Annotated in this window: 26 protein-coding genes; 13 read left to right on the plus strand and 13 right to left on the minus strand. The window is 72.5% G+C overall.

All coding sequences use genetic code 11. The features are described from left to right. The first annotated feature begins 15 nt into the window (after window positions 1-15). From OCT49_RS23670 to OCT49_RS23685, 4 genes are all read left to right on the plus strand, one after another. Window positions 16-387: a hypothetical protein gene (locus OCT49_RS23670; protein ID WP_283853843.1), complete on the plus strand. Its 372-nt coding sequence runs from the start codon at window positions 16-18 to the stop codon at window positions 385-387. After that, complete coding sequence (locus tag OCT49_RS23675; RefSeq protein ID WP_283853844.1) at window positions 366-1,892, plus strand: S1C family serine protease; 1,527 nt, start codon at window positions 366-368, stop codon at window positions 1,890-1,892. Before OCT49_RS23670 ends, OCT49_RS23675 begins: the two co-directional genes overlap by 22 nt. Window positions 1,893-1,991: 99 nt before the next feature. Next, a complete protein-coding gene (locus tag OCT49_RS23680) occupies window positions 1,992-2,477 on the plus strand; it encodes a sec-independent translocase (protein ID WP_283853845.1) in 486 nt (161 codons plus the stop codon). A gap of 119 nt (window positions 2,478-2,596) precedes the next feature. Beyond that, entirely contained in the window at window positions 2,597-3,259 is a 663-nt protein-coding gene (locus OCT49_RS23685; RefSeq protein ID WP_283853846.1) for a hypothetical protein, read from the plus strand. 69 nt (window positions 3,260-3,328) lie between these two features. Here OCT49_RS23685 and OCT49_RS23690 read toward each other — a convergent pair whose 3' ends face one another. The 3 genes from OCT49_RS23690 to OCT49_RS23700 all read right to left on the minus strand — a co-directional run bounded on the left by OCT49_RS23690 (window position 3,329) and on the right by OCT49_RS23700 (window position 6,380). Continuing rightward, window positions 3,329-4,462, minus strand: coding sequence for an Mrp/NBP35 family ATP-binding protein (locus OCT49_RS23690; RefSeq protein ID WP_283853847.1), 1,134 nt, complete (start codon window positions 4,460-4,462; stop codon window positions 3,329-3,331). Between the two features lie 96 nt (window positions 4,463-4,558). Beyond that, the gene (locus OCT49_RS23695; protein WP_283853848.1) at window positions 4,559-5,116 is read right to left on the minus strand and encodes a DUF1003 domain-containing protein; all 558 of its coding nucleotides are present in this window, start codon (window positions 5,114-5,116) and stop codon (window positions 4,559-4,561) included. Further along, window positions 5,106-6,380, minus strand: a complete 1,275-nt coding sequence (locus tag OCT49_RS23700; RefSeq protein WP_283853849.1) for a magnesium transporter MgtE N-terminal domain-containing protein — start codon at window positions 6,378-6,380, stop codon at window positions 5,106-5,108. Before OCT49_RS23700 ends, OCT49_RS23695 begins: the two co-directional genes overlap by 11 nt. 216 nt (window positions 6,381-6,596) lie before the next feature. On the opposite strand from OCT49_RS23700, the gene OCT49_RS23705 reads away from it, so the two are divergent. After that, window positions 6,597-7,361, plus strand: coding sequence for a hypothetical protein (locus OCT49_RS23705; RefSeq protein ID WP_283853850.1), 765 nt, complete (start codon window positions 6,597-6,599; stop codon window positions 7,359-7,361). 188 nt (window positions 7,362-7,549) lie between these two features. Here OCT49_RS23705 and OCT49_RS23710 read toward each other — a convergent pair whose 3' ends face one another. Both OCT49_RS23710 and OCT49_RS23715 read right to left on the minus strand, forming a co-directional pair. Then, the gene (locus tag OCT49_RS23710) at window positions 7,550-8,086 is read right to left on the minus strand and encodes a hypothetical protein (protein ID WP_283853851.1); all 537 of its coding nucleotides are present in this window, start codon (window positions 8,084-8,086) and stop codon (window positions 7,550-7,552) included. A 58-nt stretch (window positions 8,087-8,144) separates the two neighbouring features. Beyond that, entirely contained in the window at window positions 8,145-9,260 is a 1,116-nt protein-coding gene (locus OCT49_RS23715; protein ID WP_283853852.1) for a magnesium and cobalt transport protein CorA, read from the minus strand. A 411-nt stretch (window positions 9,261-9,671) separates the two neighbouring features. Here OCT49_RS23715 and OCT49_RS23720 point away from each other — a divergent pair, with 411 nt between their 5' ends. Then, window positions 9,672-10,256, plus strand: a complete 585-nt coding sequence (locus OCT49_RS23720; RefSeq protein ID WP_283853853.1) for a suppressor of fused domain protein — start codon at window positions 9,672-9,674, stop codon at window positions 10,254-10,256. Window positions 10,257-10,415: 159 nt separating this feature from the next. On the opposite strand, the gene OCT49_RS23725 is transcribed toward OCT49_RS23720, so the two are convergent. Continuing rightward, the gene (locus OCT49_RS23725; protein WP_283853854.1) at window positions 10,416-11,648 is read right to left on the minus strand and encodes an MFS transporter; all 1,233 of its coding nucleotides are present in this window, start codon (window positions 11,646-11,648) and stop codon (window positions 10,416-10,418) included. Window positions 11,649-11,805: 157 nt separating this feature from the next. On the opposite strand from OCT49_RS23725, the gene OCT49_RS23730 reads away from it, so the two are divergent. From OCT49_RS23730 to OCT49_RS23740, 3 genes are all read left to right on the plus strand, one after another. Next, entirely contained in the window at window positions 11,806-12,450 is a 645-nt protein-coding gene (locus tag OCT49_RS23730) for a DUF6758 family protein (protein ID WP_283853855.1), read from the plus strand. A 128-nt stretch (window positions 12,451-12,578) separates the two neighbouring features. Then, complete coding sequence (locus OCT49_RS23735) at window positions 12,579-13,445, plus strand: PHP domain-containing protein (RefSeq protein ID WP_283853856.1); 867 nt, start codon at window positions 12,579-12,581, stop codon at window positions 13,443-13,445. 147 nt (window positions 13,446-13,592) lie between these two features. Further along, window positions 13,593-14,198, plus strand: a complete 606-nt coding sequence (locus OCT49_RS23740) for a MarC family protein (RefSeq protein ID WP_283853857.1) — start codon at window positions 13,593-13,595, stop codon at window positions 14,196-14,198. Window positions 14,199-14,298: 100 nt separating this feature from the next. Here the strand turns inward: OCT49_RS23740 and OCT49_RS23745 are convergent, their stop codons facing one another. After that, window positions 14,299-14,451 (minus strand): DUF8834 family protein, encoded by a 153-nt coding sequence (locus tag OCT49_RS23745; RefSeq protein ID WP_266729866.1) that lies wholly within the window; start codon window positions 14,449-14,451, stop codon window positions 14,299-14,301. Window positions 14,452-14,670: 219 nt separating this feature from the next. Between OCT49_RS23745 and OCT49_RS23750 the strand changes: the two genes are divergently transcribed. Continuing rightward, window positions 14,671-15,558, plus strand: a complete 888-nt coding sequence (locus OCT49_RS23750; protein ID WP_148839063.1) for an NYN domain-containing protein — start codon at window positions 14,671-14,673, stop codon at window positions 15,556-15,558. Window positions 15,559-15,679: 121 nt separating this feature from the next. On the opposite strand, the gene OCT49_RS23755 is transcribed toward OCT49_RS23750, so the two are convergent. Together OCT49_RS23755 and OCT49_RS23760 are read right to left on the minus strand one after the other, a co-directional pair. Then, a complete protein-coding gene (locus OCT49_RS23755; RefSeq protein WP_283853858.1) occupies window positions 15,680-16,525 on the minus strand; it encodes an alpha/beta fold hydrolase in 846 nt (281 codons plus the stop codon). A 327-nt stretch (window positions 16,526-16,852) separates the two neighbouring features. Beyond that, the gene (locus OCT49_RS23760) at window positions 16,853-18,694 is read right to left on the minus strand and encodes a DEAD/DEAH box helicase (protein ID WP_283855916.1); all 1,842 of its coding nucleotides are present in this window, start codon (window positions 18,692-18,694) and stop codon (window positions 16,853-16,855) included. A 486-nt stretch (window positions 18,695-19,180) separates the two neighbouring features. Here OCT49_RS23760 and OCT49_RS23765 point away from each other — a divergent pair, with 486 nt between their 5' ends. Further along, window positions 19,181-19,915, plus strand: coding sequence for a ferritin-like fold-containing protein (locus tag OCT49_RS23765; protein WP_283853859.1), 735 nt, complete (start codon window positions 19,181-19,183; stop codon window positions 19,913-19,915). A 118-nt stretch (window positions 19,916-20,033) separates the two neighbouring features. Here OCT49_RS23765 and OCT49_RS23770 read toward each other — a convergent pair whose 3' ends face one another. The 4 genes from OCT49_RS23770 to OCT49_RS23785 all read right to left on the minus strand — a co-directional run bounded on the left by OCT49_RS23770 (window position 20,034) and on the right by OCT49_RS23785 (window position 22,061). Continuing rightward, window positions 20,034-20,303 carry a hypothetical protein gene (locus OCT49_RS23770; protein ID WP_283853860.1) on the minus strand — a complete coding sequence of 90 codons (270 nt, stop codon included), beginning with the start codon at window positions 20,301-20,303 and terminating at the stop codon, window positions 20,034-20,036. A 338-nt stretch (window positions 20,304-20,641) separates the two neighbouring features. Continuing rightward, window positions 20,642-20,869: a DUF3107 domain-containing protein gene (locus OCT49_RS23775; protein ID WP_283853861.1), complete on the minus strand. Its 228-nt coding sequence runs from the start codon at window positions 20,867-20,869 to the stop codon at window positions 20,642-20,644. Window positions 20,870-21,035: 166 nt separating this feature from the next. Next, the gene (locus tag OCT49_RS23780) at window positions 21,036-21,677 is read right to left on the minus strand and encodes a TetR/AcrR family transcriptional regulator (RefSeq protein ID WP_283853862.1); all 642 of its coding nucleotides are present in this window, start codon (window positions 21,675-21,677) and stop codon (window positions 21,036-21,038) included. A gap of 168 nt (window positions 21,678-21,845) precedes the next feature. Next, a complete protein-coding gene (locus OCT49_RS23785) occupies window positions 21,846-22,061 on the minus strand; it encodes a hypothetical protein (protein WP_283853863.1) in 216 nt (71 codons plus the stop codon). Between the two features lie 109 nt (window positions 22,062-22,170). On the opposite strand from OCT49_RS23785, the gene OCT49_RS23790 reads away from it, so the two are divergent. Beyond that, window positions 22,171-23,136, plus strand: a complete 966-nt coding sequence (locus OCT49_RS23790) for an alpha/beta fold hydrolase (protein ID WP_283853864.1) — start codon at window positions 22,171-22,173, stop codon at window positions 23,134-23,136. Beyond that, window positions 23,121-24,491: a DUF3152 domain-containing protein gene (locus OCT49_RS23795; protein ID WP_283853865.1), complete on the plus strand. Its 1,371-nt coding sequence runs from the start codon at window positions 23,121-23,123 to the stop codon at window positions 24,489-24,491. Before OCT49_RS23790 ends, OCT49_RS23795 begins: the two co-directional genes overlap by 16 nt. Window positions 24,492-24,542: the final 51 nt, after the last annotated feature.

Raw genomic sequence — 24,542 nt, forward strand, 5'->3', positions numbered from 1 at the left:
AGTTGCGGGGAGAGCATGGAAGACGGGAAGTCCACCGGGCCGAAGGCGAAGTGGTGGAGCCGTCCCACACCGGGACGCGCCACCCGCACGACGCCGGACGAGTCCTCGTCCCCCGTCGAGGACGCGCCGCCCGCGGCCGACTCCGCGGGCGCGCCGACGACCGGGCTCCCGACGGCGGACGCCGCGCAGGCGCCCGCGGGCCCGGAGCCGTCCGCGCCGGACGACTCCCGCACCACCGTGGCACCCCCGGCCGCCGGGCCCCACGCCCCGGCGGCCGACGCCCCGGGCCGGTACCGGCGGTCCCGGGCCAGGACCGGACCCCCGCTTCCGGGACACCGCTCCCCGAGGCCCCGGCCGTCGGGCCCATGGCGTCCGGGCAGCCGATGAAGCCGCTGCACGAGCCCGACGAGTACAGCACCCCGCCCTACGGCGGCCCCGGCCCCTGGGCGCCCGCACCCCCCGTGCAGCGCCCGGTCCCGACCCCCGCGCACGGCACCTCCGTACCCCCGCAGTACACCGGGACGAACGGGGCGGGCACCCCCGCCCCACTCGCCGCGGCCCCGGCAGCACCGGCCGCCCCCGCCCCCGGCTTCACGCCCCCGCCCCACACGTCCCAGCAGCCACACCCTCAGCAGCCCCAGCACTCCCAAGCGGCACCCGCCGCGCACCCGTCGCAGCCGGCCCAGCCGGCGCAGTGGCTCCAGTACGACCCCTGGGGCGCGCCCCGGCAGCCGCTCACCACCAACCCGGGCCCGCCGCTCGGGGCCGACACCGGCCGCAGGAAGCAGCGGCGCGGCTCGCTCCTCATCGGCGCGGTGCTGCTCGCCCTGGTGGCGGGCGGCATCGGCGGCGGCATCGGGGCCTACATCGAGCGCAACGGCGGCCTCACCCGGATCGAACTGCCGCAGGCCGGCCGCGACAGCGGCGGCCGGGCCCCCGACAGCGTCGCCGGGATCGCCGCCAGCGCCCTGCCGAGCGTGGTCACCCTGCACGTCAGCGGCACCGGCGAGTCCGGCACCGGCACCGGCTTCGTCCTCGACAAGTCCGGCCACATCCTCACCAACAACCACGTCGTCGCCCCGGCCGGTTCGTCCGGCGACATCACCGTGACGTTCAGCGGCGGCGAGACGGCGCGCGGCGAGATCGTCGGCAAGGACAGCGGCTACGACCTGGCCGTGGTCAAGGTCTCCGGCGTCTCCGGCCTCAAGCCGCTGCCGCTGGGCAACTCCGACAACGTGCAGGTCGGTGACCCGGTGGTGGCCATCGGCGCCCCCTTCGACCTGTCCAACACGGTGACCTCCGGCATCATCAGCGCCAAGGACCGGCCGATCACCGCGGGCGGCGAGAAGGGCGACGGCAGCGACATCAGCTACGTCGACGCGCTGCAGACCGACGCCCCGATCAACCCGGGCAACTCCGGCGGCCCGCTCGTCGACGGCAAGGCCCAGGTCATAGGCATCAACAGCGCCATCCGCGCCGCCGACAGCGGTTCGGCGGGCGAGGGCGGCCAGGCCGGCTCCATCGGCCTCGGCTTCGCCATCCCGATCAACCAGGGCAAGCGGGTCGCCGAGGAACTGATCGCGACCGGCCGGGCCACCCACCCGGTGATCGGCGTCACGCTCGACATGAAGTACACCGGGGACGGCGCCCGGGTCGGCACCAAGGGCGCGGACGGCAACCCCGCGGTGACGCCCGGCGGACCCGGCGCCAAGGCCGGCATCAGGCCCGGGGACGTCATCACGGAGGTCGACGGCCGCCGGGTGCACAGCGGCGAGGAACTGATCGTGAAGATCCGCGCCCACCGGCCCGGCGACCGTCTGGACCTCGGTCTGACACGCGGTGGTAAAGACCTGTCCATCTCTGTGACTCTCGGGTCGGCAACCGGCACGTGACAGCCCCCGTGCGCTACCGCGACGGCAGTTTCGGCGGGTACCGTGGGCCGGGTCCGGACCTCGACCGACACGGCCCCGGAGAACACGAGGAGCAACAGGGTGTTCAATGACATAGGCGTACTCGAGCTGGTGACGCTCGGGATCCTGGGCGTGCTGATCTTCGGCCCGGACAAGCTGCCCAAGGTCATCCAGGACGCCTCGCGCTTCATCCGCAAGGTCCGTGACTTCTCGGAGAGCGCCAAGGAGGACATCCGCACGGAACTCGGCCCGGAGTTCAAGGACTTCGAGTTCGAGGACCTCAACCCCAAGACGTTCGTCCGCAAGCAGCTCATGGACGGCAACGACGACCTGGGGCTGAAGGAGATCCGCGAGACCTTCGACCTGCGCAAGGACCTCAACGAGATCACCGACGCGGTGAACGGCCGGGAGAGCGTGGACGCGGAGTCCGCCGACTCGCGCAGCGGCGTGTCGAGCAGCCCGGCGATCGCCGCCGCCAACGGCTCCCCGGGCGCTCCCGACCTGCTCAAGAAGCGTGATCAGCCGGCCGGGGACAAGCACTCGCCCTTCGACGCCGACGCCACCTGACCCCCCGCCAACCGGGCTCGTCCGGACGGTATGGCTATTCTCCATCTGTCCGGAAGTGAGGACGCCCGTCGGGGGGCGGGCCGCTCCGGGCCCAACGGATCGAGGAGGCGGCCGGACAGATGGGGACGACGAGTCGGGTGGGCGCGGAGGACGCGCCGAGCACGGTCACCGCAGAGGGGAGTCCGGTGGCCCGGCGCATCGTCGACGGCTACTTGGCGGCCGGATTTCCCTGGTACGGGCTGGACGAGGCCTTCACCGGGCCGCGCCGGCTGATGCAGGTGGGCATCGCCGCCGACGGCGCGGTGCAGCACGGTTCCGTCGGCCACGGCGACGAACCGTCGGTACGGGCGGACGCGGGCGCGGAGAAGCAGCGGTTCGCCGTCGTCGTCTCGCTGGGCAACAGCCCGGTGCGGCACAGCGGCGACGGCACGGGGGTGCTGGACGCCACCACGGTCTCCTCCGCCGCCTGGCTGGCCGGCTCCGGCCTGCTCGCCTGCACCTGGCCGCCGCAACTGGACCACGCCCTGCGCGACGACTGGCTGAACCAGCAGACGGAGACGGCGTTCGACCTCGCCGACGACCTGGAGGGCCCCGCCTGGTCGATGCTGTCCCTGCCGGTGGACGGCGTCCCGGTGCCGTTCCACTACCGCGAGTCCGAGTTCGGCTGGGTGCTGGCGGGTTCGGCGCCCGGCGGGGTGCACATCGGCGCGTACGGGCGGGGCATGAGCGCCTACGGCCTGGGCTTCTCGGTGATCGACGACATCACGTCGTACGCGTCGTAGGCCACGGCCCGGGAGGGACGAGCGGTACGGGGCGGTGGCCCGGCGGAAGGCCGGTCACCGCCCCGCGGCTCAGAACTTGTTGCGCGGGGTGATGCCCAGCGACATGCCCGACAGACCGCGCTTGCGGCCGCCCAGCTTGTCCGCGATGGTGCGCAGCGCCTTGCCGGCCGGGGAGTCGGGGTCGGACAGGACGACCGGCTTGCCCTCGTCGCCGCCCTCGCGCAGCCGCACGTCGATCGGGATGGAGCCGAGCACCGGCACCTCCGCGCCGACCGTCCTCGTCAGGCCCTCGGCGACCTTCGCGCCGCCGCCGGTGCCGAACACGTCGACCATCTCGTCGCAGTGCGGACACGGCATGCCCGACATGTTCTCGACGACGCCGACGATCTTCTGATGGGTCTGCACGGCGATCGAACCGGCCCGCTCGGCCACCTCGGCCGCCGCCTGCTGCGGGGTCGTGACGACCAGGATCTCGGCGTTCGGCACCAGCTGGGCCACCGAGATCGCGATGTCACCGGTGCCCGGCGGCAGGTCGAGCAGCAGGACGTCCAGGTCGCCCCAGTACACGTCGGCGAGGAATTGTTGGAGCGCGCGGTGGAGCATCGGGCCGCGCCACACCACCGGGGCGTTGCCCGGGGTGAACATGCCGATGGAGATGACCTTCACGCCGTGCGAGGACGGCGGCATGATCATGTTCTCGACCTGGGTCGGCTTCCCGTCCGCGCCGAGCATCCGCGGCACGCTGTGCCCGTAGATGTCCGCGTCCACGACCCCGACCTTGAGGCCCTCGGCCGCCATCGCCGCGGCGAGGTTCACCGTCACGGACGACTTGCCGACGCCGCCCTTGCCGGACGCGACCGCGTAGACCCGGGTCAGCGAGCCGGGCTTGGCGAACGGCACCTCGCGCTCCGCCGTGCCGCCGCGCAGCGAGGCCGCGAGCTCCTTGCGCTGCTCGTCGCTCATCACGTCCAGCGTGACGTCGACCCGGGAGACGCCCTCGACACGGGAGACCGCGTCCGTCACGTTCTTGGTGATCGTCTCGCGCATCGGACAGCCCGAGACCGTGAGATAGACCGTGACAGCGACCGCACCGTCGGCGCCGATCTCGACGGATTTCACCATGCCCAGCTCGGTGATCGGACGGTGGATCTCCGGGTCGTTCACTGTCGCCAGTGCCTCAAGCACCGCGTCTTCCGTAGCCATACCTCGATAGTACGGGTGCGCGCGACGCTCCTTGAGGGTGGTGGTGGGCGACGGGAGGGCGGTACGGCGCCCATTGCTACGGGTGAGTAGCACCGGTCAGTGGTCTTCGTCACTCTCGGCCGTGAGCAGGGCCTCCCGGTCGTCCAGGTCCTTCACGAGGTCCTCCAGCTCGGAGCGGATCCAGTCGCGGGTGGCGACCTCGCCGAGCCCCATCCGCAGCGACGCGATCTCCCGGGTGAGGTACTCGGTGTCCGCGATGGAGCGCTCGTTCTGCTTGCGGTCCTGCTCGTGGGTGACCCGGTCGCGGTCGTCCTGCCGGTTCTGCGCGAGCAGGATCAGCGGGGCCGCGTAGGAGGCCTGGAGCGACAGCATCAGCGTCAGGAAGATGAACGGGTACTGGTCGAACCGCCACGGCAGGGGCGCGAAGACGTTCCACAGCACCCAGACGATGATGACCAGCGTCATCCAGACGATGAACCGCCCGGTGCCCAGGAAGCGGGCGATCCGTTCGGAGAACCGGCCGAACGCCTCCGGGTCGTAGTCGGGCAGCACCTTGCGGCGCGGGTCCTTCGGCTGGTCCAGCCGGTGGCGCGGCGGGCGCACGATGCCCGAGGCGCCCGCCGGCCCCGTCTTCGTGCGTTCCTCAGCCGTCACGGGCCACCCCCTCCTCGCTGTGGAAGTCGGTCTCCCGCCAGTCCTCGGGCAGCAGGTGGTCGAGGACGTCGTCCACCGTCACCGCGCCGAGCAGCGACCCGCTCTCGTCCACCACGGGGGCCGAGACCAGGTTGTACGCGGCCAGATAGCTCGTCACGGCCGGCAGCGGGGTGTCCGGGCCGAGAGGGACGAGATCGCTGTCCACGACCGAGCTGACCAGGGTGTACGGCGGATCGCGCAGCAGCCGCTGGAAGTGCACGGTGCCCAGGTACTTGCCAGTCGGCGTCTCGTCGGGGGAGCGGCACACGTACACCTGGGCGGCGAGCGCCGGGGACAGGTCGGCCTGCCGGACCCGGGCGAGGGCGTCGGCGATCGTCGCGTCCGGCCGCAGGATGATCGGCTCGGTGGTCATCAGCCCGCCCGCGGTCCGCTCCTCGTACGACATCAGGCGCCGCACGTCGGCCGCGTCGCCCGGCCGCATCAGCGTCAGCAGCCGCTCCTTGTCCTCCTCCGGCAGCTCGGACAGCAGGTCGGCCGCGTCGTCCGGGTCCATCGCCTCCAGGACGTCGGCGGCGCGTTCCTCCTGGAGCTTGCCGATGATCTCCACCTGGTCGTCCTCGGGCAGCTCCTCCAGGACGTCGGCGAGCCGGTCGTCGTCGAGCGCGGCGGCCACCTCGGCCCGCCGCTTCGGCGACAGGTGGTGCAGCGCGTTGGCCACGTCCGTCGGGCGCAGCCGCTCGAAGGTGGCGACCAGCGTCTCGGCGCCCTGCCCCACCTCCTCCAGCGAGAACCCGCTGACGGCCGACCAGTCGACCGTCAGGGTCTCGCCCTTGCGGCGCAGCGCCCCGGCCTTGCCCTTGCGCACGAAGTACTTGTCGATCTCCCAGTCGCGGCGGGCCGGGAGCTGCTGGATGGCGACGTCGAGGACGGTGACCTCCTCGCCGGTCTCCACCAGGCGGACCCGCCGGTCGAGGAACTCGCCGAGCACCAGCCGTTCGGTGGGCCGCTGCTCGAAGCGCCGCATGTTGACCACGCCGGTGGTGATGACCTGACCGGACTCGACGCCCGTCACCCGGGTCATCGGGAGGAAGATCCGGCGACGGCTGAGCACCTCGACGACCAGGCCGAGCAGCCGGGGCGGCCGGCCGCCGACCCGCAGCATCGCGACCAGATCGCGGACCCGGCCCACCTGGTCGCCGTTGGGGTCGAAGACCGGGACGCCGGAGAGGTGCGAGACGAAGACCCGGGGGGCGCCTGCCGCCATGCTGCGCCTCCTTCTTCCGTGTACGACTTCCGGGTACGACGTCCGAGCCCGGCCCGGTTGGCGGTCAATCGGCCGTTATGTCGTGATCAGGCTAGCCCGTACCGCTCGGGGCCTGCGCGGTGGATCCGTCCGTACGGCTCCCTGACGGAGCGTTCGTACGGCACCGGTACGCTGCGGTCTGTCACCCCCGCCACGCAGATGAGAGGCAGTGCGCCCGTGACCCCTCCCGCCCCGCCCGTCCGGGCCCGACGCCGGACCGCCCTCGCCGTGATGCTCTGTGCCGGGCTGACCGCCGCGCTCACGGCCTGCGGCGGCGAGGACCCGGACGAGGGGACCAACGGCGTCGGCAGACTGACCGCCGCGCAGATCGAGAAGAAGACGCAGAAGGCGGCGGACTCCGCCGCTGCGGTGCGCCTCGCCGGATCGCTGGTCGGCAAGGGCGGCACGTACAAGCTCGACATGCAGCTCAAGGCGGACGGCGGCACGGGCTCGGTCGTCTCGAAGAACAGCACCTTCGAACTGCTGCGCATCGGGGACGAGCTCTACCTGAAGGCGGACGCCGGGTTCTGGAGCCACGAGGAGGAGTCCGGCGCCGACAGCGAGGCGGGCGGGGCCGCCGCCGACAAGCTCCGGGACAAGTACGTGAAGGTGCCCCAGGACGACCCGGCGTACAAGCAGCTGCGCGGCTTCACGGAGAAGAAGACGCTGCTGGACGGCCTGCTCACGCTGCACGGCGCCCTCGCCAAGGGGGACCGGAAGAAGATCGGCGCGACCCGGACCATCCAGATCACGGGCGACGAGGGCGCGGGCGGCACGCTCGACGTCTCGCTGAAGGGCACCGCGTACCCGCTGCGCTTCGCGCGCGGCGGCGGCGGGGGGACCGTGCTGCTGTCGGACTGGGGCAAGGACTTCACCCTGGAGGCGCCGGAGAAGGAGGACACGGTCGACTACGGGAAGCAGCTGCCCAGGACGACCTCCTGACGGTGTCCGGGCGGCGGGGCGACGCCCCGGCCGGGTGGGACGGGCGCGCCGGGTGAGCCGGTGGGGCGGGCGTGCCGGGTGAGCTGGATGCGCCGGGGGAACGTCCCGGCCGGGTGAGACGGGCGCGCCAGATGCGCCGGGTGAGACGGGGGCGTTCTACGGGGCGCGCCAGATGCGCCGGGTGCACCCTACGGGGTGCGCCGGCCCTTGCGGCCGCGCTTGAGGAGCAGGCGCGGCAGTCCGGCGGGCACCGGGCGGCGCGTCGTCGCGGGCGTCGGCAGGGGCGCCGCGGCCAGGGAGCCGTCCGGCAGTTCGGTACGGAAGTCGCCGGGCGTCAGCCGCAGCACCCGGCACTCCCGGGCCCACCGCTCCGTCATCCGTTCGGCGTCCGGCGCGTTCAGCCGCTTGCCCTTCAGCTCGGCGACGGCGGCCTCCCACTCCGGCGAGTGCGGCGCGAGCTCCGTCACCGCGGCCGTCCAGGCGATCAGCCGGCCGCCCTTGTCCTTGCTGCGCACGGTCACCTCGGCGGCGGCCCCGTCGCCGAGCCCGGCCGGGAACGGCTGTTCGCCGGGGCCGTCCCCGACCAGGTGCGCCGCGCCCTCGTGCCACACGTGCCACAACGCCCGTGCGGGGCCGGTGCCCCGTACCCAGATCAGGCCGGACTTCTTGGTGGCCTCCTCGACGAGGGCCCGGCCCAGTGGCAGATCGGCGGCGGCAGCAGTCATGCCCGCACTCTATGGGATCGGCCGCGGGCCGGGACCGGGGCGGCGGGCGGACCGGTGGTCAGAGCCAGCCGTTGCGCTTGAGCGTGCGGTGGATGGAGAAGCAGACCACGCCGATGACGCCCAGCACCATCGGGTAGCCGTACCGCCAGCCCAGCTCGGGCATGTGCTTGAAGTTCATGCCGTAGACGCCGCAGATCATCGTCGGCACGGCGACGATGGCCGCCCAGGACGTGATCTTGCGCATGTCCTCGTTCTGCGCGACGGTCGCCTGCGCCAGGTTGGCCTGGAGGATGGAGTTCAGCAGCTCGTCGAAGCCGATGACCTCCTCGTGCACCCGCGCCAGGTGGTCGGCGACGTCACGGAAGTACTTCTGGATGTCGGGGTCGATCAGCCGCATCGGCCGCTCGCTCAGCAGCTGCATCGGCCGCAGCAACGGCGACACCGCCCGCTTGAACTCCAGTACCTCGCGCTTCAGTTGGTAGATCCGGCCCGCTTCCGAGCCGCGCGGGCTGCCCTTCGCCGGGGCGGAGAAGACCTCGATCTCCACCTCGTCGATGTCGTCCTGGACGGCCCCGGCCACCGCGATGTAGCCGTCGACGACGTGGTCGGCGATGGAGTGCAGCACCGCGGAGGGGCCCTTGGCGAGCAGCTCGGGGTCGTCCTGGAGCCGGTGGCGCAGCGCGCGCAGCGAGCCGTGCCCGCCGTGCCGCACGGTGATGACGAAGTCCCGGCCGGTGAAGCACATCACCTCGCCGGTCTCCACCACCTCGCTGCTGGCGGTGAGTTCGGCGTGCTCGACGTAGTGGATGGTCTTGAAGACGGTGAAGAGCGTGTCGTCGTACCGCTCCAGCTTCGGCCGCTGGTGGGCGTGGACGGCGTCCTCGACGGCGAGCGGGTGCAGTCCGAACTCCCGGGCGATGCCCGCGAATTCCTCCTCGGTGGGCTCGTGCAGACCGATCCAGGCGAAGCCGCCCTCGGCCCGCACCTCGAGCATCGCCTCGTGCGGGGTGCGGCAGGTGCCGTGCTCCAGGCGCCGGCCGTCGCGGTAGACCGCGCAGTCGACGACCGCGCTGGAGGCGGACGGGTCGCGGGTGGTGTCGTAGGCGTTGTGCAGGGCGTTGCTCTTGCGCAGGGACGGGCGCACGGCGGCGCGCAGGTCGCGGATCATCGACATGGCTGGCTCCTCTTCACGGAGGGCCGTCGTCGGGCACGCGGAACAACCCGGAATGGGGACGTGCGCTCACGTCCGCAAAGCGGGCGGCACCGCAGCGGCGCGATGACGGCGTTCGCTACAGACAGGCAAGAAAGGAGTGCTCTTCCGTCGTGCGCAATGCCATGGGCCTTGACCGAGAAGGCTTCAGATCACCGGGGGAAGGTGAGATGCGGAAGAGCGGTTGGTACTGCACGGTCGACTTCGATCCATGGCAGCCCCACCTCCTCCAGCCGGTCCCCCTTGGGGGATGACGTGTCGTCGGGGCTGAGAGCGACGCTTCTGCGTGCTGCCCCGACCAGCGGCCAAGACTATCAGCCGCCCGGCGGTCAATCCCTTACTTTGCCCGTTCCATACGCGTTCTATGCTCGCGGGATGGGAGAAATTCTTGCTCTGGTCGAGGCCCGGTTGCTGACGGCCCTCGGGGAACCGGACGCGCGCGCCGCAGTGACGTTTCTCGGCACGGACCGGATCGAGGTGCTCCGCTTCGTCGACGGCGATGTGGTGCGTTACGCCACACTCGGCATGTCCGCCCAGCCGATGGCCGACCCGACCGCGGTCCTCGCCGACCCGGTGAAGGGGCCGCGCGCCGAGCTGGTCCTCTCCGTGCGCGCCGGGCTCGCCGACACCGACAAGGCGCTGCGCCCGCTCGCCGTGCTGGCGGCCTCCCCGCAGGTCGAGGGGGTGGTGGTGGCGCCGGGCGCCTCGCTGGACGTCGGCGAACCGTTGTGGCCGGGGGCGCCCTTCAGCTCCGTACTGGTCGCGGAGCCGGGCGGCCTGGTCGAGGACCTGGAGCTGGATGCGCCGATGGACCCGGTCATGTTCCTGCCGCTGCTGCCGATGACGCCCAACGAGGCCGCGTGGAAGCGGGTCCGGGGCGCGCAGGAACTCCAGGAGCGGTGGCTCTCGCACGGCACGGACCTGCGCGACCCGCTGCGCGGCTCGGTACCGCTGGACTGATCCCGGCCCCGGCGTCCCGGTCCCGGCGTCCCGGTCCCGGCGTCCCGGCCCTGGTCCCGATGTCCCGGCCCCGGACGTCCGGCGCGCGGGCGGGGCGGTACGGGACGGGCGGCGGCCCCGTGGCAGGACCGCGAAAAGGACAACGGGACGGGTGGCGGCTCAGTCGGCGAAGGCCGCGCCCCCGTCCTCGGCGGCGTGCTTCGGCCCCAGCGCCTCCGCCTCGTGGGTCAGCGCCGAGCGCCGGGCCCACACGACGAGCGCGCCGGCCACGGCCGCGACCGCCGCGACCACGAACGGGACGTGGATGTCGCTCCACTCCTCGATCTTCGGGGCGAGGTACGGGGCGGCGGCAGCGGCGAACCAGCGGACGAAGTTGTACCCCGCGCTCGCCACCGGCCGCGGCGCGTCCGAGACGCCGAGCGCCAGCTCCGTGTAGACGGTGTTGTTCATGCCGATGAAGGCGCCGGAGACGATCGTGCAGACGATGGCGGCGGTGTGGTCGCCGTACCCCAGGACCAGCAGGTCCACGGCGAGCAGCAGCAGCGAGGCGCCGAGCACCTTCAGCGAGCCGAAGCGTTCCTGGAGCCGCGGGGCGACGAGCACCGAGAAGACCGCGAGCAGCAGGCCCCAGGCGAAGAACACCGCGCCGGCCCGGTAGGGCGTCATGTCCAGCACGAACGGGGTGAACGCCAGGATCGTGAAGAACGCGTAGTTGTAGAAGAACGCCGAGGCCGCGACCGAGGCCAGACCACCGTGGCCGAGGGCCCTGATCGGGTCCAGCAGCGAGGTCTTCCGGGCGGGCCGGGGCTGCTCCTTCAGGAACGCGGTGATGCAGAGGAAGCCGATCGCCATCAGCGCGGCCGTGCCGAAGAACGGGTAGCGCCAGCTGGCGTCGCCGAGCAGCGCGCCGAGCAGCGGTCCGCACGCCATGCCGAGGCCGAGCGCCGACTCGTAGAGCAGGATCGCCGCCGCGCTGCCGCCGGCCGCCGCGCCGACGATCACGGCGAGTGAGGTCGACACGAAGAGGGCGTTGCCCAGTCCCCAGCCGGCCCGGAAGCCGACGAGTTCGCCGACGGACGTGGAGGTGCCGGAGAGCGCTGCGAAGACGACCACGAGCGCCAGCCCGGCCAGCAGCGTCCTGCGGCCGCCCAGGCGACTGGACACGAAGCCGGTGACGAGCATCGCCACGGCGGTGATCAGGAAGTACGAGGTGAAGAGGAGGGACACCTGGCTGGGCGTCGCCTCCAGCCCCTTGGCGATGGACGGGAGAATCGGGTCCACCAGGCCGATTCCCATGAACGCGACGACAGAGGCGCCCGCCGTGGCCCAGACGGCCTTCGGCTGGCGCAGGATGCTGCCCGCGCCCTGATCGAACGGATCCTCTCCCTGCATGGGTCTCCTCGCTCTCCACCAGGTCGGTGCAATGTGCACAGAATAAGTTAGATAGACTAATGAGTGCAAGTTACATCTAAATTTGCCGGTGAAGGGCGCACTACGGACGGGTGATCTTGCTTGACGCGGCGACGGTCCTGGAGGACCGTTGGTCGCTATGAGGGGCGAACCCAGTTGCCCGAAGTGCGGAGGCCGGGTCAGGGCGCCCGGTCTCTTCGCCGACACCTGGCAGTGCACCCTGCACGGCAGCGTGCAGCCACTGCAGCCGGTCGTTCCGCCCAGCGTGGAAGCGCTGGGCGCGGTGGTGCGCCGTGCTCAGGTGCCGGTGTGGATGCCCTGGCCGCTGCCGGTGGGCTGGCTGTTCACCGGGGTGGCGAGCGCGGGCGACGACCGCAGCGGCGGGCGCGCCACCGTCGTCGCCTGCTCCGGCCCCGGCCCCGTCGGCGGCATCGGCGAGCTGCTGCTGGTCACCGAGGAGCTCGGGCTCGGCCTCGGCGCGCGGTACGCCGGGATCGACGGCCCCGACCCCGCCCCGTACCTGGAGGTCGACGGCCCGCCCGACGTCAAGATGCTCGCGGCCGGCCGCCCCACCCCGCTCTGGCACGTCAGGGGTGCCCCCGAGGACCGCGCGGTCTTCGCGGGCGAGGCGCGCGGGCTCTGGCTCTGGGCGATCGTCTGGCCCGAGCAGTCGGGACTCCTGATGTACGACGAGCTGGTGCTCGCCGATCTGCGCGAGGCCGGGGGAGAGATGGACCTCGTGCCGTGCGGGGCGCTCACGCCGCGCCTGCTCGACACGCCCTGACGGCGGGCTGCCGCCGGAGTGCGCGCCGGGGCCCTCCCGGGTCCGGCCGGAGGGTGCCGGAGGGTGTTCGAACGCCGGTTATCCTTGAACGTCCCTCTTGTCCGGCCCCGAGCACTGGAGTACGCGTCGTGCGCATCGACCTGCACACCCACTCCACCGCTTCGGACGGCACGGACACCCCCGCCGAGCTGGTGCTGGGCGCCGCCGCCGCGGGGCTGGACGTCGTCGCGCTCACCGACCACGACACCGTGCGCGGCCACGCCGAGGCGGTCGCCGCCCTTCCCGAAGGGCTCACGCTCGTCACCGGCGCCGAGCTCTCCTGCCGGCTGGACGGGGTCGGCCTGCACCTGCTGGCGTACCTCTTCGACCCCGACGAGCCCGAGCTGGCCCGCGAACGCGAACTGGTCAGGGACGACCGGGTGCCGCGCGCCCGCACCATGGTGGGCAAGCTCCAGGAGCTGGGCGTACCGGTCGAGTGGGAGCGGGTCGCGAGCATCGCCGGGGACGGCTCGGTCGGCAGGCCGCACATCGCCACCGCGCTCGTCGAGCTGGGCGTCGTCGAGACCGTCTCCGACGCCTTCACGCCGCAGTGGCTCGCCGACGGCGGACGCGCCTACGCCGAGAAGCACGAACTCGACCCCTTCGACGCGATCCGGCTGGTCAAGGCCGCCGGGGGCGTCACCGTCTTCGCCCACCCGGCCGCCGTCAAGCGCGGCCGGGTGCTGCCCGAGTCGTCGATCGCCCGGCTCGCCGCCGCCGGCCTCGACGGCATCGAGGTCGACCACATGGACCACGACGGGCCGACCCGGGCCCGGCTGCGCGACCTCGCCCGTGAGCTGGGGCTGCTGACGACCGGGTCCAGCGACTACCACGGCAGCCGCAAGTCCGTCGGGCTCGGCGAGTACACCACCGACCCCGAGATCTACGGCGAGATCACCCGGCGCGCCACGGGAGCCTTCCCGGTGCCGGGCGCCGGCGGACTCCGCACCGCGTAACGGCGCACGCCCGGGGGCACGGCTCCGCCCGCCCCCGCACACCGTCGCCCGGTCCGCTTACACGTTTCATCCGCGCGCCCCCGGCTGCCCCCGCGGCCTCGCCGGTGCGCCCCTCCACCTCGTTTCTCTCCTCCCGCAAGGCTCACTGTGTTCGACGTCGCTGTCTTTGGATCCCTTTTTCTCACGCTTTTTGTGATTATGGATCCCCCGGGCATCACCCCGATCTTCCTCGCCCTCACCGCGGGCCGCCCCGCCAGGATGCAGCGCCGGATGGCGTTCCAGGCGGTCGCCGTCGCCTTCGGCGTGATCGCGGTCTTCGGTGTGCTCGGCCAGCAGATCCTCGACTACCTGCACGTCTCCGTACCCGCCCTGATGATCGCGGGCGGACTCCTCCTGCTGCTGATCGCGCTCGACCTGCTGACCGGCAAGACCGACGAGCCGACGCAGACCAAGGACGTCAACGTGGCGCTCGTACCGCTGGGCATGCCGCTGCTCGCCGGCCCCGGCGCGATCGTCTCGGTGATCCTGGCCGTGCAGCACGCCGACAGCGTGGGCGACCAGATCTCGGTCTGGTCGGCGATCGTCGCGATGCACGTCGTGCTCTGGCTGGCCATGCGCTACTCGCTGCTGATCATCCGGGTCATCAAGGACGGCGGGGTCGTGCTGGTGACCCGGCTCGCCGGGATGATGCTGTCCGCCATCGCCGTGCAGCAGATCATCAACGGCGTCACCCAGGTCATCCAGAACTCCTGACCGCCCGCCGGAACCACGGCGCCCCCGTACGGATCCTCCGTACGGGGGCGCTTCGTCTTTGTGCGGCGTGGAGCGTTACGAATGTGTGCGGCGTGGAGCGTTACGAAGCCGAGGTTTCGGCCGGGCGGATGTAGATGCGCTGGCCCACGGCTGCGGCCTGCTGCACGATCCGGTTGACGGAGGCGGCGTCCACGACGGTGCTGTCCACGGCGGTACCGTCGACATCGTCGAGTCGCATGATCTCGAAGCGCATATGGCTTCCCTTCGTCCGATCCTCCTGCTGGAGAACTACTGGGAGGACGGGTGACCCGTCCGCAAGGATGTGAGCGCTCGGCATCGTCGGCCCGCGCTCACGTGGGTACAACGGCTTGCCCCCTGCAAACATTCCCTACGCTAAGGAAATTTTTTGGATGTCTAAGCATCAGCAGGTCATCGCACAGGAACCGGCGACGAGGTCCATGACGAGGCCCGAATGAACGAGGCAGAGATCGGCGAGCGCCTGGACCGCACCAACGCGCTGCTCCAGCGGGTGCTCGCCGAGGTGTCGAAGACCCCCTCGACCCACGCCATCTTCGTGGACGCGGGCTATGTGTACGCCGCGGCCGGACTGCTCGTCACCGGCACCGAGGACCGCCGCTCCTTCGACCTCGACGCGGAAGGGCTGATCGAGGCCTTCATCGACAAGGCCCGGACGATCTTCGCGGACAGCAGACTGCTGCGCGTGTACTGGTACGACGGGGCCCGCCGGCGCATCCACACCGCCGAGCAGCAGTCCATCGCCGAACTCCCCGACGTCAAGGTCAGACTCGGCAACCTCAACGCCAACAACCAGCAGAAGGGCGTGGACTCGCTCATCCGCACCGACCTCGAATCGCTCGCCCGGCACCGGGCCATCAGCGACGCGGCCCTGGTCGGCGGCGACGAGGACCTGGTGTCGGCGGTGGAGGCCGCGCAGGGCTACGGGGCCCGGGTCCACCTGTGGGGCATCGAGGCGGGGGAGGGGCGCAACCAGGCCGAACCGCTGCTCTGGGAGGTCGACAGCCAGCGCACCTTCGACCTGGACTTCTGCCGCCCGTACGTCACCAGGCGCCCCGTCACCACCTACGAGGACGACGCCCCCGTGCCCTCGCGCGAGGACGTCCGCTTCGTCGGTGCGCAGATCGCCGCGGCCTGGCTGGTCGCCCGGGGCCGCGAATCGCTCGCCGACCTGCTGCCGGGCCACCCGTACCTGCCGGGCTCCGTCGACCAGGACCTGCTGGTCGAGGCCGAACGGCTGCTCCAGCGGTCGCTGCGCGGCCACGCCCAGCTGCGGCGGGCGCTGCGGGACGGCTTCTGGCAGCACCTGCAGGCGCAGTACTGAGACCGCGGGCCGGTGCGTGGTGCGGGGCCGGGCCGGTGAGCGGGCCCGCTCACCGGCCCGGCCCGGGCCGCCGGAGGTCCGTCGCGGGGCCTCCGGCGGCGCACGCCTCGCCCGCGGGCCCTTACAGACCGTCCCAGAACGCGACGAGCGCGGCGGCCGTCTCCTGCGGGCGGTCCGTGTTGGGCGAGTGCTCGGCGCCCGCGATCCGGGTGCGCCGGGCGTCCAGCCGGGCGGCCATCTCGTCGAGCAGCGGCACCGGCCAGACGTCGTCGCGCTCGCCGGAGAGCACGTGCAGCGGCAGCCCCGCGGCGGCCAGTTCGGCCACCCGGTCCGGCTCGGTGGCCAGCTGGCGGCCGGTGGCGATCAGCTGGGCGGGCCGGTGGCGCAACCAGCGCCGACGCAGGTCCTCGCCGTCCGTCGCCGCGTCCTCGGGCGGGTCGAAGGCGCGCATCGCGTCCCACACCTGGGCCATGGTCAGCGTCGCGAGCGCGTCGCTGAGCATCTTCACCTTGAGCTGCTGGGCCTCGACGACCGCGGCGGGCCCCGACGACATGAGGGTCAGCGACCGGAACGGCGAGGCGTCGAGCAGCACGGCGGCGCGGGCGATCTGCCCGCCGAGGGAGTGCCCCAGCAGGTGCACCCCGCCCTCACCGGCTTCGAGAGCGGCGGCCTGTGCGAGTACGTCGCGGGCCAACTCGCCCTGTTCGTACGTCTCCTGACGGTCCGTCCCCTCGCTCTCGTACTGGCCCCGGCCGTCCACGGCGACGGTGCGGTACCCGGCGGCCGAGAGCGGTTCGAGAAGCGCGACGAAGTCCTCCTTGCTGCCCGTGTAGCCGGGCAGCAGGAGCGCGGTGCCCCGTACGGCACCGGACGGCGGGGCGTCCAGCACGGCGAAGTCGCCGCGCGCGGTACGCAACCGGTGGGCGTGGGCGCAGGGGGGCGGGGTGAAGGTGTGCGGCCGGCTCATGGGACGAGGTTAGAGGGTGCGGTGCCAGGCGGTGCGGCCGGAAGGCCGGAAGAGCCCGTCCCGCACCCCGGGATCTTTCCGATGCCCCCGAGGAGCCCGAGGGCCCGGATCTTCTCGACGCCTTGAGGAGGGCCGCGCCCCGGATTCTCCCGGCATCCCGAGGAGCACCGCCGCGTCCGGACCCTCTCGACGCCCTTGAGGAGCGCCGCCGTGCCCCGGCCCGTTCCGACACCCCGAGGAGCGCCGGGGTCCCGGAACGCCGGACGGGCCCGAGGGAATCCCTCGGGCCCGTCCGGCGACCTCACGCCCCTGCGTCAGGGGCGGGGCTCAGCCCTCGGCCTTCGTGGCGGCCGCGCGCGGCGCCCGCCGCCTGCGCGGCTTCACCTCGGCCCCGGCCTCGGCGGCCGGGGCCTCCTGGGCCACCGTCTCCGCGGCCGGCTTGGCGGCCGCACGGGTGCGGCGGCGCGGCTTGGTCTCCGAGCGGGGCTCGGAGATCGGCGCGATCTGGAAGTCGACCTCGTCCTCGACCGGCTTCACGACCCGGGCGCGGCGGCGCGGCCGGGTGACCGTCTTCGCCTCGGCCACCGGCTCGGAGACCGGCGCGATCTGGAAGTCCACCTCGTCCGCGACCGGCTTGACGACCCGGGTGCGGCGACGGCGCGGCTTGGTCTCGGCCGCGACCTCGGCGGCCTTCGGCGCAACCTCGGCCACCGCCTCGGCGGGAGCCTGCACCGTGTTCAGCGCGGCCTCGGCCGCGACCTCCGCGGCACCGGCACGGGTACGGCGGCGGCGGCGCGGCGTACGCGGCTCCGCCGGTGCGTCGGCGACCTCGGGGGCCGGGGCTGGCACGGCGGCGGCGGACGCCTCGGTGGAGACGGCGGCACCGCCCCGGGTGCGACGGCGCTGGCGCGGCGTGCGCGGCGCACGCTCCTCGCGCGTGGCGGCGGGTGCGGCGGCGGACTTGCGGCCGCGGCCGCCCGTCTCGCCGAGGTCCTCGATCTCCTCGGCCCGCAGCCCCGCACGGGTCCGCTCGGAACGAGGCAGGACACCCTTGGTGCCGGCCGGGATGTCGAGCTCCTCGAAGAGGTGCGGCGAGGTGGAGTACGTCTCGACCGGGTCGTTGAACTTCAGGTCGAGCGCCTTGTTGATCAGCTGCCAGCGCGGGATGTCGTCCCAGTCGACCAGCGTGATCGCGATGCCCTTGGCGCCGGCCCGGCCGGTTCGGCCGATGCGGTGGAGGTACGTCTTCTCGTCCTCCGGCGACTGGTAGTTGATGACGTGGGTCACGCCCTCGACATCGATGCCGCGCGCCGCGACGTCGGTGCAGACGAGCACGTCCACCTTGCCGTTGCGGAACGCGCGCAGCGCCTGCTCGCGGGCGCCCTGGCCGAGGTCGCCGTGGACCGCGCCGGAGGCGAAGCCGCGCCGGTCCAGCTGCTCGGCGATGTCGGCCGCCGTGCGCTTCGTGCGGCAGAAGATCATCGCGAGTCCGCGGCCGTTGGCCTGCAGGATCCGGGAGACCATCTCCGGCTTGTCCATCGAGTGCGCCCGGTAGACGTGCTGCGAGATGTTCGCGACGGTCGCGCCCTCGTCGTCGGGCGAGGTGGCGCGGATGTGCGTCGGCTGCGACATGTAGCGGCGCGCGAGGCCGATGACGGCGCCCGGCATGGTCGCCGAGAACAGCATCGTCTGGCGCTTCTGCGGAAGCATGGTGATGATCTTCTCGACGTCGGGCAGGAAGCCCAGGTCGAGCATCTCGTCGGCCTCGTCGAGCACGAGCGCCCGGACGTGCGAGAGGTCGAGCTTGCGCTGCCCGGCCAGGTCGAGCAGCCGGCCCGGGGTGCCGACGATCACGTCGACGCCCTTCTTCAGGGCCTCCACCTGCGGCTCGTAGGCACGGCCGCCGTAGATCGCCAGCACGCGGACGTTGCGCACCTTGCCGGCGGTCAGCAGGTCGTTGGTCACCTGCTGGCAGAGCTCACGGGTGGGGACGACGACCAGGGCCTGCGGGGCGTCGGTCAGCTCCTCGGGCGCGGCCCGGCCGGCCTCGACGTCCGCGGGGACGGTGACGCGCTCCAGCAGCGGCAGCCCGAAACCGAGCGTCTTGCCGGTGCCGGTCTTGGCCTGGCCGATGACGTCGGAGCCGGAGAGCGCGACGGGGAGCGTCATCTCCTGGATGGGGAAGGGGGACACGATGCCGACGGACTCAAGGGCCTCGGCGGTCTCGGAAAGAATCCCGAGTTCTCGGAACGTAGTCAGGGTGCTGCCTCTTCTGTGAGACGCGGTCCGAGGCGAACGCTGGGGGTCGTACCGTGCCGGGGTTGGTCATCCGGCCGTGGATGGGCCGGGTGGCGCGGGACCACTGCCGTCGCTCGAGCGCTCGTGCCGCTGAGGGGGCCCCTCATCTGCGGTCGTACGGTGTCGCACGACCCGCGCGGAGGGCTGTCGGGTCGGAGCCGATCGGGCCACCGACCGGGCATCCTCATTCTTTTTCACCATTTTTCGCGCCGTAAGCACATCCAAAATACTCAGTAGGCGCAATACCACTGTACCCCGGAATCGCGCATGTGTGTTGGGCGAATTCATCGGAACGGTGTGATGTCGCGTACCGGTCGGGCCCTTACGCACCTCTGCGGGCGGGCTATTCTGCGGTCCATGGAGACGCCTGACAACGCCACTGAAACCCCCGAACCCACTGGGATCGCAGCCCAGGACTGGGCCACCGCGTCCGCGGAACCGCAGTACCGTGCCGCGGTCGTGGACCTGCTGGGAGCACTCGCGTACGGGGAGCTGGCGGCCTTCGAGCGGCTCGCCGAGGACGCCAAACTCGCGCCGACCCTGGCCGACAAGGCGGAGCTGGCGAAGATGGCCTCCGCCGAATTCCACCACTTCGAGCGGCTGACGGAGCGGCTGACCGCGATCGAGGTGGAGCCGACCGGCGCGATGGAGCCGTTCGCCAAGGCGCTCGACGACTTCCACCGCCAGACCGCGCCCTCGGACTGGCTGGAGGGGCTGGTCAAGGCGTACGTGGGCGACTCCATCGCCAGCGACTTCTACCGCGAGGTCGCCGTCCGGCTCGACTCGGACACCCGCTCCCTGGTCCTCGCCGTGCTCGACGACACCGGACACGGCAACTTCGCCGTCGAGAAGGTGCGCGCCGCGATCGAGGCCGACCCGCGCGTCGGGGGCCGGCTCGCGCTGTGGGCGCGCCGGCTGATGGGCGAGGCGCTCTCCCAGGCCCAGCGGGTGGTGGCCGACCGCGACGCGCTGTCGACGATGCTCGTCGGCGGTGTGGCGGACGGCTTCGACCTGGCGGAGGTGGGCCGGATGTTCTCCCGGATCACCGAGGCGCACACCAAGCGGATGGCCGCGCTGGGGCTCGCCGCGTAGCCACGGGACAGGGCGGTCACCGGGGCCGCGCCCGCGGCCCCGGTCCCGCTTCCCCGCCGGCCCCGGAACGCCCGGGCTCCCGCCCCGGGGCGGGAGCCCGGGCGCGGGACGGCACCGCTCAGGCCGCCGCCGACCGGCTCAGACCGTGATTGCGGGGACGGACCAGCAGCGAGAGCGTCACCGCGCCGATCAGCACCGCGCCGATCAGCGTGGCCACACCGTGACCCGGGCCCAGCGCCGAATGCGTGAGGAACATGCCGAACAGGGCTCCCAGGGCGCCGGTGGTGAACACGGCGCGACGGGACGGGAGCCGGTGGGGCAGGCAACGGAGCGCCACCCAGGCGAGGGTGAGTCCGAGTACGACGGCACCGAGCGGTTCCAGGATCACAGATGATCACCTCGCGAATGGCGGGGCGGGTAAAACGGTCGTTAGCGGTCCTACCCGAAGGGCGCGAAATGCAACCCTCCCCGAGCCGGTTTCGCACAGGAATCCCCTGCTGGACGCATGTGCGGACGGATCAGGCCGACTGCGCGACCCGGCCCGGCCGCGAGGACGTGCAGTGGGATCCGGTCCGGCCGTGACGAGGCACGCGGGATCCGGCCGCGACGACGCGCCACGGGACTCGGCCCGGCCGCGACGACGAGCCACGGGACTCGGCCGGGACACGCGCAGCGGCCCGGCGGGAATCCCGCCGGGCCGCTGCCTCGGTCACCGCTTCGACGTGCCTACAGCGCGCCGAACCCCACCCGGCGCGTGGTGGGCGCGCCGATCTCCACGTAAGCGACCCGGTCGGCCGGCACCAGGACCTTGCGGCCCTTGTCGTCCGTGAGGCTGAGCAGCTGCGTCTTCCCGGCGAGAGCCTCGGCGACCGTGCTCTCGACCTCTTCGGCGGTGAGCCCGCTCTCCAGAACGATCTCCCGGGGAGTGTGCTGCACCCCGATCTTGACCTCCACGGCTATGTCCCTCCGACGGTCAGTCCCTGCGCGGTGCACCGCGCCGTACGCAGCACACATTAGCCCGCTGCGGGGAGCCCCCAGTGGTCGGCGGGCAACGCCCGCAGCGAACACGGGCGGCGGCCACCGCCCGGGTCCGGACCCGGGCCCGCCGGGCGGCGGGCCCTCAGTGCTGGTCGATGCCGTGCAGCGGGAAGCCCGCGATGCCCCGCCAGGCCAGCGAGGTGAGCAGCTGGACCGCGGTGTCGCGCGGGATGGCGGACTGGCTGGAGAGCCAGTAGCGGGCGACCACCTGGGACACCCCGCCCAGGCCGACCGCGAGGAGCATGGACTCGTCCTTGGACAGCCCCGTGTCACCGGCGATGACGTCGGAGATCGCCTCCGCGCACTGCAGCGACACCCGGTCCACGCGCTCGCGCACCGCGGGCTCGTTGGTCAGGTCGGACTCGAAGACCAGCCGGAACGCGCCGCCCTCGTCCTCGACGTAGGCGAAGTACGCGTCCATCGTCGCGGCGACGCGCAACTTGTTGTCGGTCGTCGACGCCAGTGCCGTACGGACCGCCTGGAGGAGCGCCTCGCAGTGCTGGTCGAGCAGGGCCAGATAGAGCTCCAGCTTGCCCGGGAAGTGCTGGTAGAGCACCGGCTTGCTGACTCCGGCCCGCTCGGCGATGTCGTCCATCGCGGCGGAGTGGTAGCCCTGGGCCACGAAAACTTCCTGCGCGGCGCCCAGCAGCTGGTTGCGTCGGGCGCGGCGGGGCAGGCGAGTACCCCTCGGGCGCGCCGCCTCGGTCTGCTCGATGGCTGTCACGCCGCCTCCCAAAATCGTGATCGAACACAGCCTTTCCGTGCCCGCTGCGCCGTACCGCCATCGTACTTTTGGGTAACCCGGGTGTGCGCGGCGCGGACGCAGAATTTCACGGACCGGACGGCTGCGGTAGCCGCAGATTCGACGATCCATGGGGCAAAGCCGGTCGTATCAGCGGTAATCGTCCTCATCCTGTGTGACCACGCGGGCCTGTTCCGCGGCATCGGCCTCGTCGGCGCTGGTCGGGTCGATGTCCGTGAGCGGTTCGTCGCGTTGCGGCTGGAGATCGGTGCGCTGCTCGGCGGCGTCCGCCCGGGGCGTCTCCTCGTCCGGTTCGTCCGGCTGGATGTCCTCGAAGGTCTCCGGGTCGCTGGGATCGACCGTCATGGGGACTCCCTTCCTCGCTTCGAGCGTAGAAGCTGGGCCCCCGGGCCGCTACGCGGTCTGTGACGGCGAACACATGAACCGGGGTGTGATCGTCTCGTAACATTGCCGCATGTCTTCGACCGAGCTGCCGGGAGTCCGTGCCGTCGCCGCCGCGGTGCCGCCCGTGGTGAGCGCCGTGAAGGTCGCGGAGGGGGAGGAACTGCGCTCCGTCGCGCTGCCGGGGCTGACGCTGACCGTGCGCTCCCGGCCGCCGGAGCGCGCCGGTCTGCCGCCCGCGCTCTTCGTGCACGGGCTCGGCGGCTCCTCGCAGAACTGGTCGGCCCTGATGCCGCTGCTCCAGGACGTGGTCGACGGGGAGTCCGTCGACCTGCCCGGCTTCGGCTGCTCGCCGCCCCCGGACGACGGGAACTACTCGGTCACCGGGCACGCCCGCGCCGTGATCCGCTTCCTCGACGCCGGGGAGCGGGGGCCGGTGCACCTGTTCGGCAATTCGCTCGGCGGCGCCGTGGCCACCCGGGTCGCCGCGGTCCGGCCCGACCTGGTGCGCACCCTCACCCTCGTCTCGCCCGCGCTGCCCGAGATCCGGGTGCAGCGGTCCGCCGTGCCGACGGGCCTGCTCGCGCTGCCGGGCGTGGCCGCCCTGTTCGCCCGGATGACCAGGGAGTGGACCGCGGAGGAGCGCACCCGCGGCGTCATGGCGCTCTGCTACGGCGACCCGACGCGGGTCTCCGAGGAGGGCTTCCGCGAGGCGGTGGCCGAAATGGAGCGCCGGATGGAGCTGCCCTACTTCTGGGACGCGATGGCGCGCTCGGCGCGTGGCATTGTCGATGCGTACACGCTCGGCGGCCAGCAGGGGCTGTGGCGCCAGGCGGAGCGGGTGCTCGCACCGACCCAGCTCGTCTACGGCGGACGGGACCAGCTCGTCTCCCACCGGATGGCGCGCAGGGCGGCCGCGGCCTTCCGCGACGCCCGGCTGCTGACCCTGCCCGACGCGGGGCACGTGGCGATGATGGAGTACCCGGAGGCGGTCGCCCAGGCCTTCCGGGAATTGCTCGACGAATGCGGCGGGAGCTGATCCGGGGCGTGGGACGACACAGTCGAAAGGGCCCCAAACCCCCGGGGTCCGGCACCGGGGCCGCCGCCGCGAACCCGGGCGGCGAACGCGAGGGCGTCAGGCCCGGTCCCGGTACCGGGCGGCGCCGGAGGGTGGCGGACGCCCCCGCCGGTGCAAACGGGCACGCCCCGTTCCAGCAGCCCGGCCACGTCCGCGGCGGCCACCCCGAACAGCGGGAACCCGGTGGCGGCTGGGGGGCCGGGCCGCAGCCGCGGCACCGCGAGCCGGGCCGCTATCCCGCCCCGCCGCCTCGGACGGCGCCCCCGCAGCAGCCCCCGGCCGGTGCCCGGCCGCTGATACCGGGCCCGCGGCGCGAGTTCGTCGAAGCCTTCGATGCGCCGCCCGCCCCGCCCGCGTCGCGCGGACCGGTCGTTCCGCCGGCCCGCCCGGCCGATCCGTACGCCCCGGTCGGCGCGTGGGACGAACGGCCGCCCGGTGACGGCGCCGACGCCAACGCCAATGCCGACACCAATGCCGACGCCGATGCCCCGGAGGCCGCCCGGGACGACAAGGGCATCAGGGGCCGTACCTTCACCGGCATCGCGGCCGCCGCGGTGACCACGGTGCTGGCCGTGGTCGTGGCCGGCCAGGTCGCCCAGGACCATGACGGCGGGAACGCGGTCGCGCAGGCCCCCGGCGTCGAACGGGACGGCACCGGCGACGCCTCCCGCTCGGACGACCGGCCCACACCGACGCCGGCGCAGGCCAAGCCGCTCTCGTACGAGCAGAAGATGGCCCGCGCCTATCCGCTCGACCCCAAACTTGAGGCGTCCGGAAAGTTCGAGACGGTGCCGGGCACGGCCAGGGCGCCGGGGCGCGGCCACAAGTACCGCTACCGGATCGACGTCGAGAAGGGCCTCGGCCTGGACGCCGGGCTCTTCGCCAGGGCCGTGCAGGAGACCCTCAACGACGACCGCAGCTGGGCGCACGACGGGGCGATGACCTTCGAGCGGGTCTCCTCCGGGAAGGCCGATTTCGTGCTCACCCTGGCCAGCCCCGGCACCACCGCCGTCTGGTGCGACAAGTCCGACCTGGACATCACGCAGGAAAACGTCTCGTGCGACTCCGCCGCGACCGAGCGCGTCATGATCAACGCCTACCGCTGGGCCCAGGGCTCGTCGACCTTCGGTCCGGACAAACTCTTCGCCTACCGCCAGATGCTGATCAACCATGAGGTCGGCCACCGACTGGGTCACAACCATGTGAGTTGCCGCACGCCCGGAGCCCTCGCCCCGGTGATGCAGCAGCAGACCAAGACCCTGGACCTCGACGGGATCAAGTGCCGTCCCAACGCCTGGGTCCATCCGGACAGTTGACCCGGAAAGGGGCGGGTCCGCGGACACGGCGGGCCGTCCCCGGCGCGTGGG

This window comes from Streptomyces sp. ML-6 (genome assembly GCF_030116705.1).
Classification (GTDB): domain Bacteria; phylum Actinomycetota; class Actinomycetes; order Streptomycetales; family Streptomycetaceae; genus Streptomyces.

Excerpts from the sequence above, each read along its gene's own strand:
- OCT49_RS23700 (WP_283853849.1), bottom strand. The coding sequence starts at position 6,380 with ATGGCGGCAGGCGCCCCCCGGGTCTTCGTCTCGCACCTCTCCGGCGTC.
- OCT49_RS23795 (WP_283853865.1), top strand. The coding sequence starts at position 23,121 with ATGCGGCGGGAGCTGATCCGGGGCGTGGGACGACACAGTCGAAAGGGC.
- OCT49_RS23685 (WP_283853846.1), top strand. The coding sequence starts at position 2,597 with ATGGGGACGACGAGTCGGGTGGGCGCGGAGGACGCGCCGAGCACGGTC.
- OCT49_RS23710 (WP_283853851.1), bottom strand. The coding sequence starts at position 8,086 with ATGACTGCTGCCGCCGCCGATCTGCCACTGGGCCGGGCCCTCGTCGAG.
- OCT49_RS23725 (WP_283853854.1), bottom strand. The coding sequence starts at position 11,648 with ATGCAGGGAGAGGATCCGTTCGATCAGGGCGCGGGCAGCATCCTGCGC.
- OCT49_RS23670 (WP_283853843.1), top strand. The coding sequence starts at position 16 with ATGGAAGACGGGAAGTCCACCGGGCCGAAGGCGAAGTGGTGGAGCCGT.
- OCT49_RS23765 (WP_283853859.1), top strand. The coding sequence starts at position 19,181 with ATGGAGACGCCTGACAACGCCACTGAAACCCCCGAACCCACTGGGATC.
- OCT49_RS23785 (WP_283853863.1), bottom strand. The coding sequence starts at position 22,061 with ATGACGGTCGATCCCAGCGACCCGGAGACCTTCGAGGACATCCAGCCG.
- OCT49_RS23690 (WP_283853847.1), bottom strand. The coding sequence starts at position 4,462 with ATGGCTACGGAAGACGCGGTGCTTGAGGCACTGGCGACAGTGAACGAC.
- OCT49_RS23715 (WP_283853852.1), bottom strand. The coding sequence starts at position 9,260 with ATGTCGATGATCCGCGACCTGCGCGCCGCCGTGCGCCCGTCCCTGCGC.
- OCT49_RS23675 (WP_283853844.1), top strand. The coding sequence starts at position 366 with ATGGCGTCCGGGCAGCCGATGAAGCCGCTGCACGAGCCCGACGAGTAC.
- OCT49_RS23730 (WP_283853855.1), top strand. The coding sequence starts at position 11,806 with ATGAGGGGCGAACCCAGTTGCCCGAAGTGCGGAGGCCGGGTCAGGGCG.
- OCT49_RS23750 (WP_148839063.1), top strand. The coding sequence starts at position 14,671 with ATGAACGAGGCAGAGATCGGCGAGCGCCTGGACCGCACCAACGCGCTG.
- OCT49_RS23755 (WP_283853858.1), bottom strand. The coding sequence starts at position 16,525 with ATGAGCCGGCCGCACACCTTCACCCCGCCCCCCTGCGCCCACGCCCAC.
- OCT49_RS23745 (WP_266729866.1), bottom strand. The coding sequence starts at position 14,451 with ATGCGCTTCGAGATCATGCGACTCGACGATGTCGACGGTACCGCCGTG.
- OCT49_RS23790 (WP_283853864.1), top strand. The coding sequence starts at position 22,171 with ATGTCTTCGACCGAGCTGCCGGGAGTCCGTGCCGTCGCCGCCGCGGTG.
- OCT49_RS23720 (WP_283853853.1), top strand. The coding sequence starts at position 9,672 with ATGGGAGAAATTCTTGCTCTGGTCGAGGCCCGGTTGCTGACGGCCCTC.
- OCT49_RS23760 (WP_283855916.1), bottom strand. The coding sequence starts at position 18,694 with ATGACGCTCCCCGTCGCGCTCTCCGGCTCCGACGTCATCGGCCAGGCC.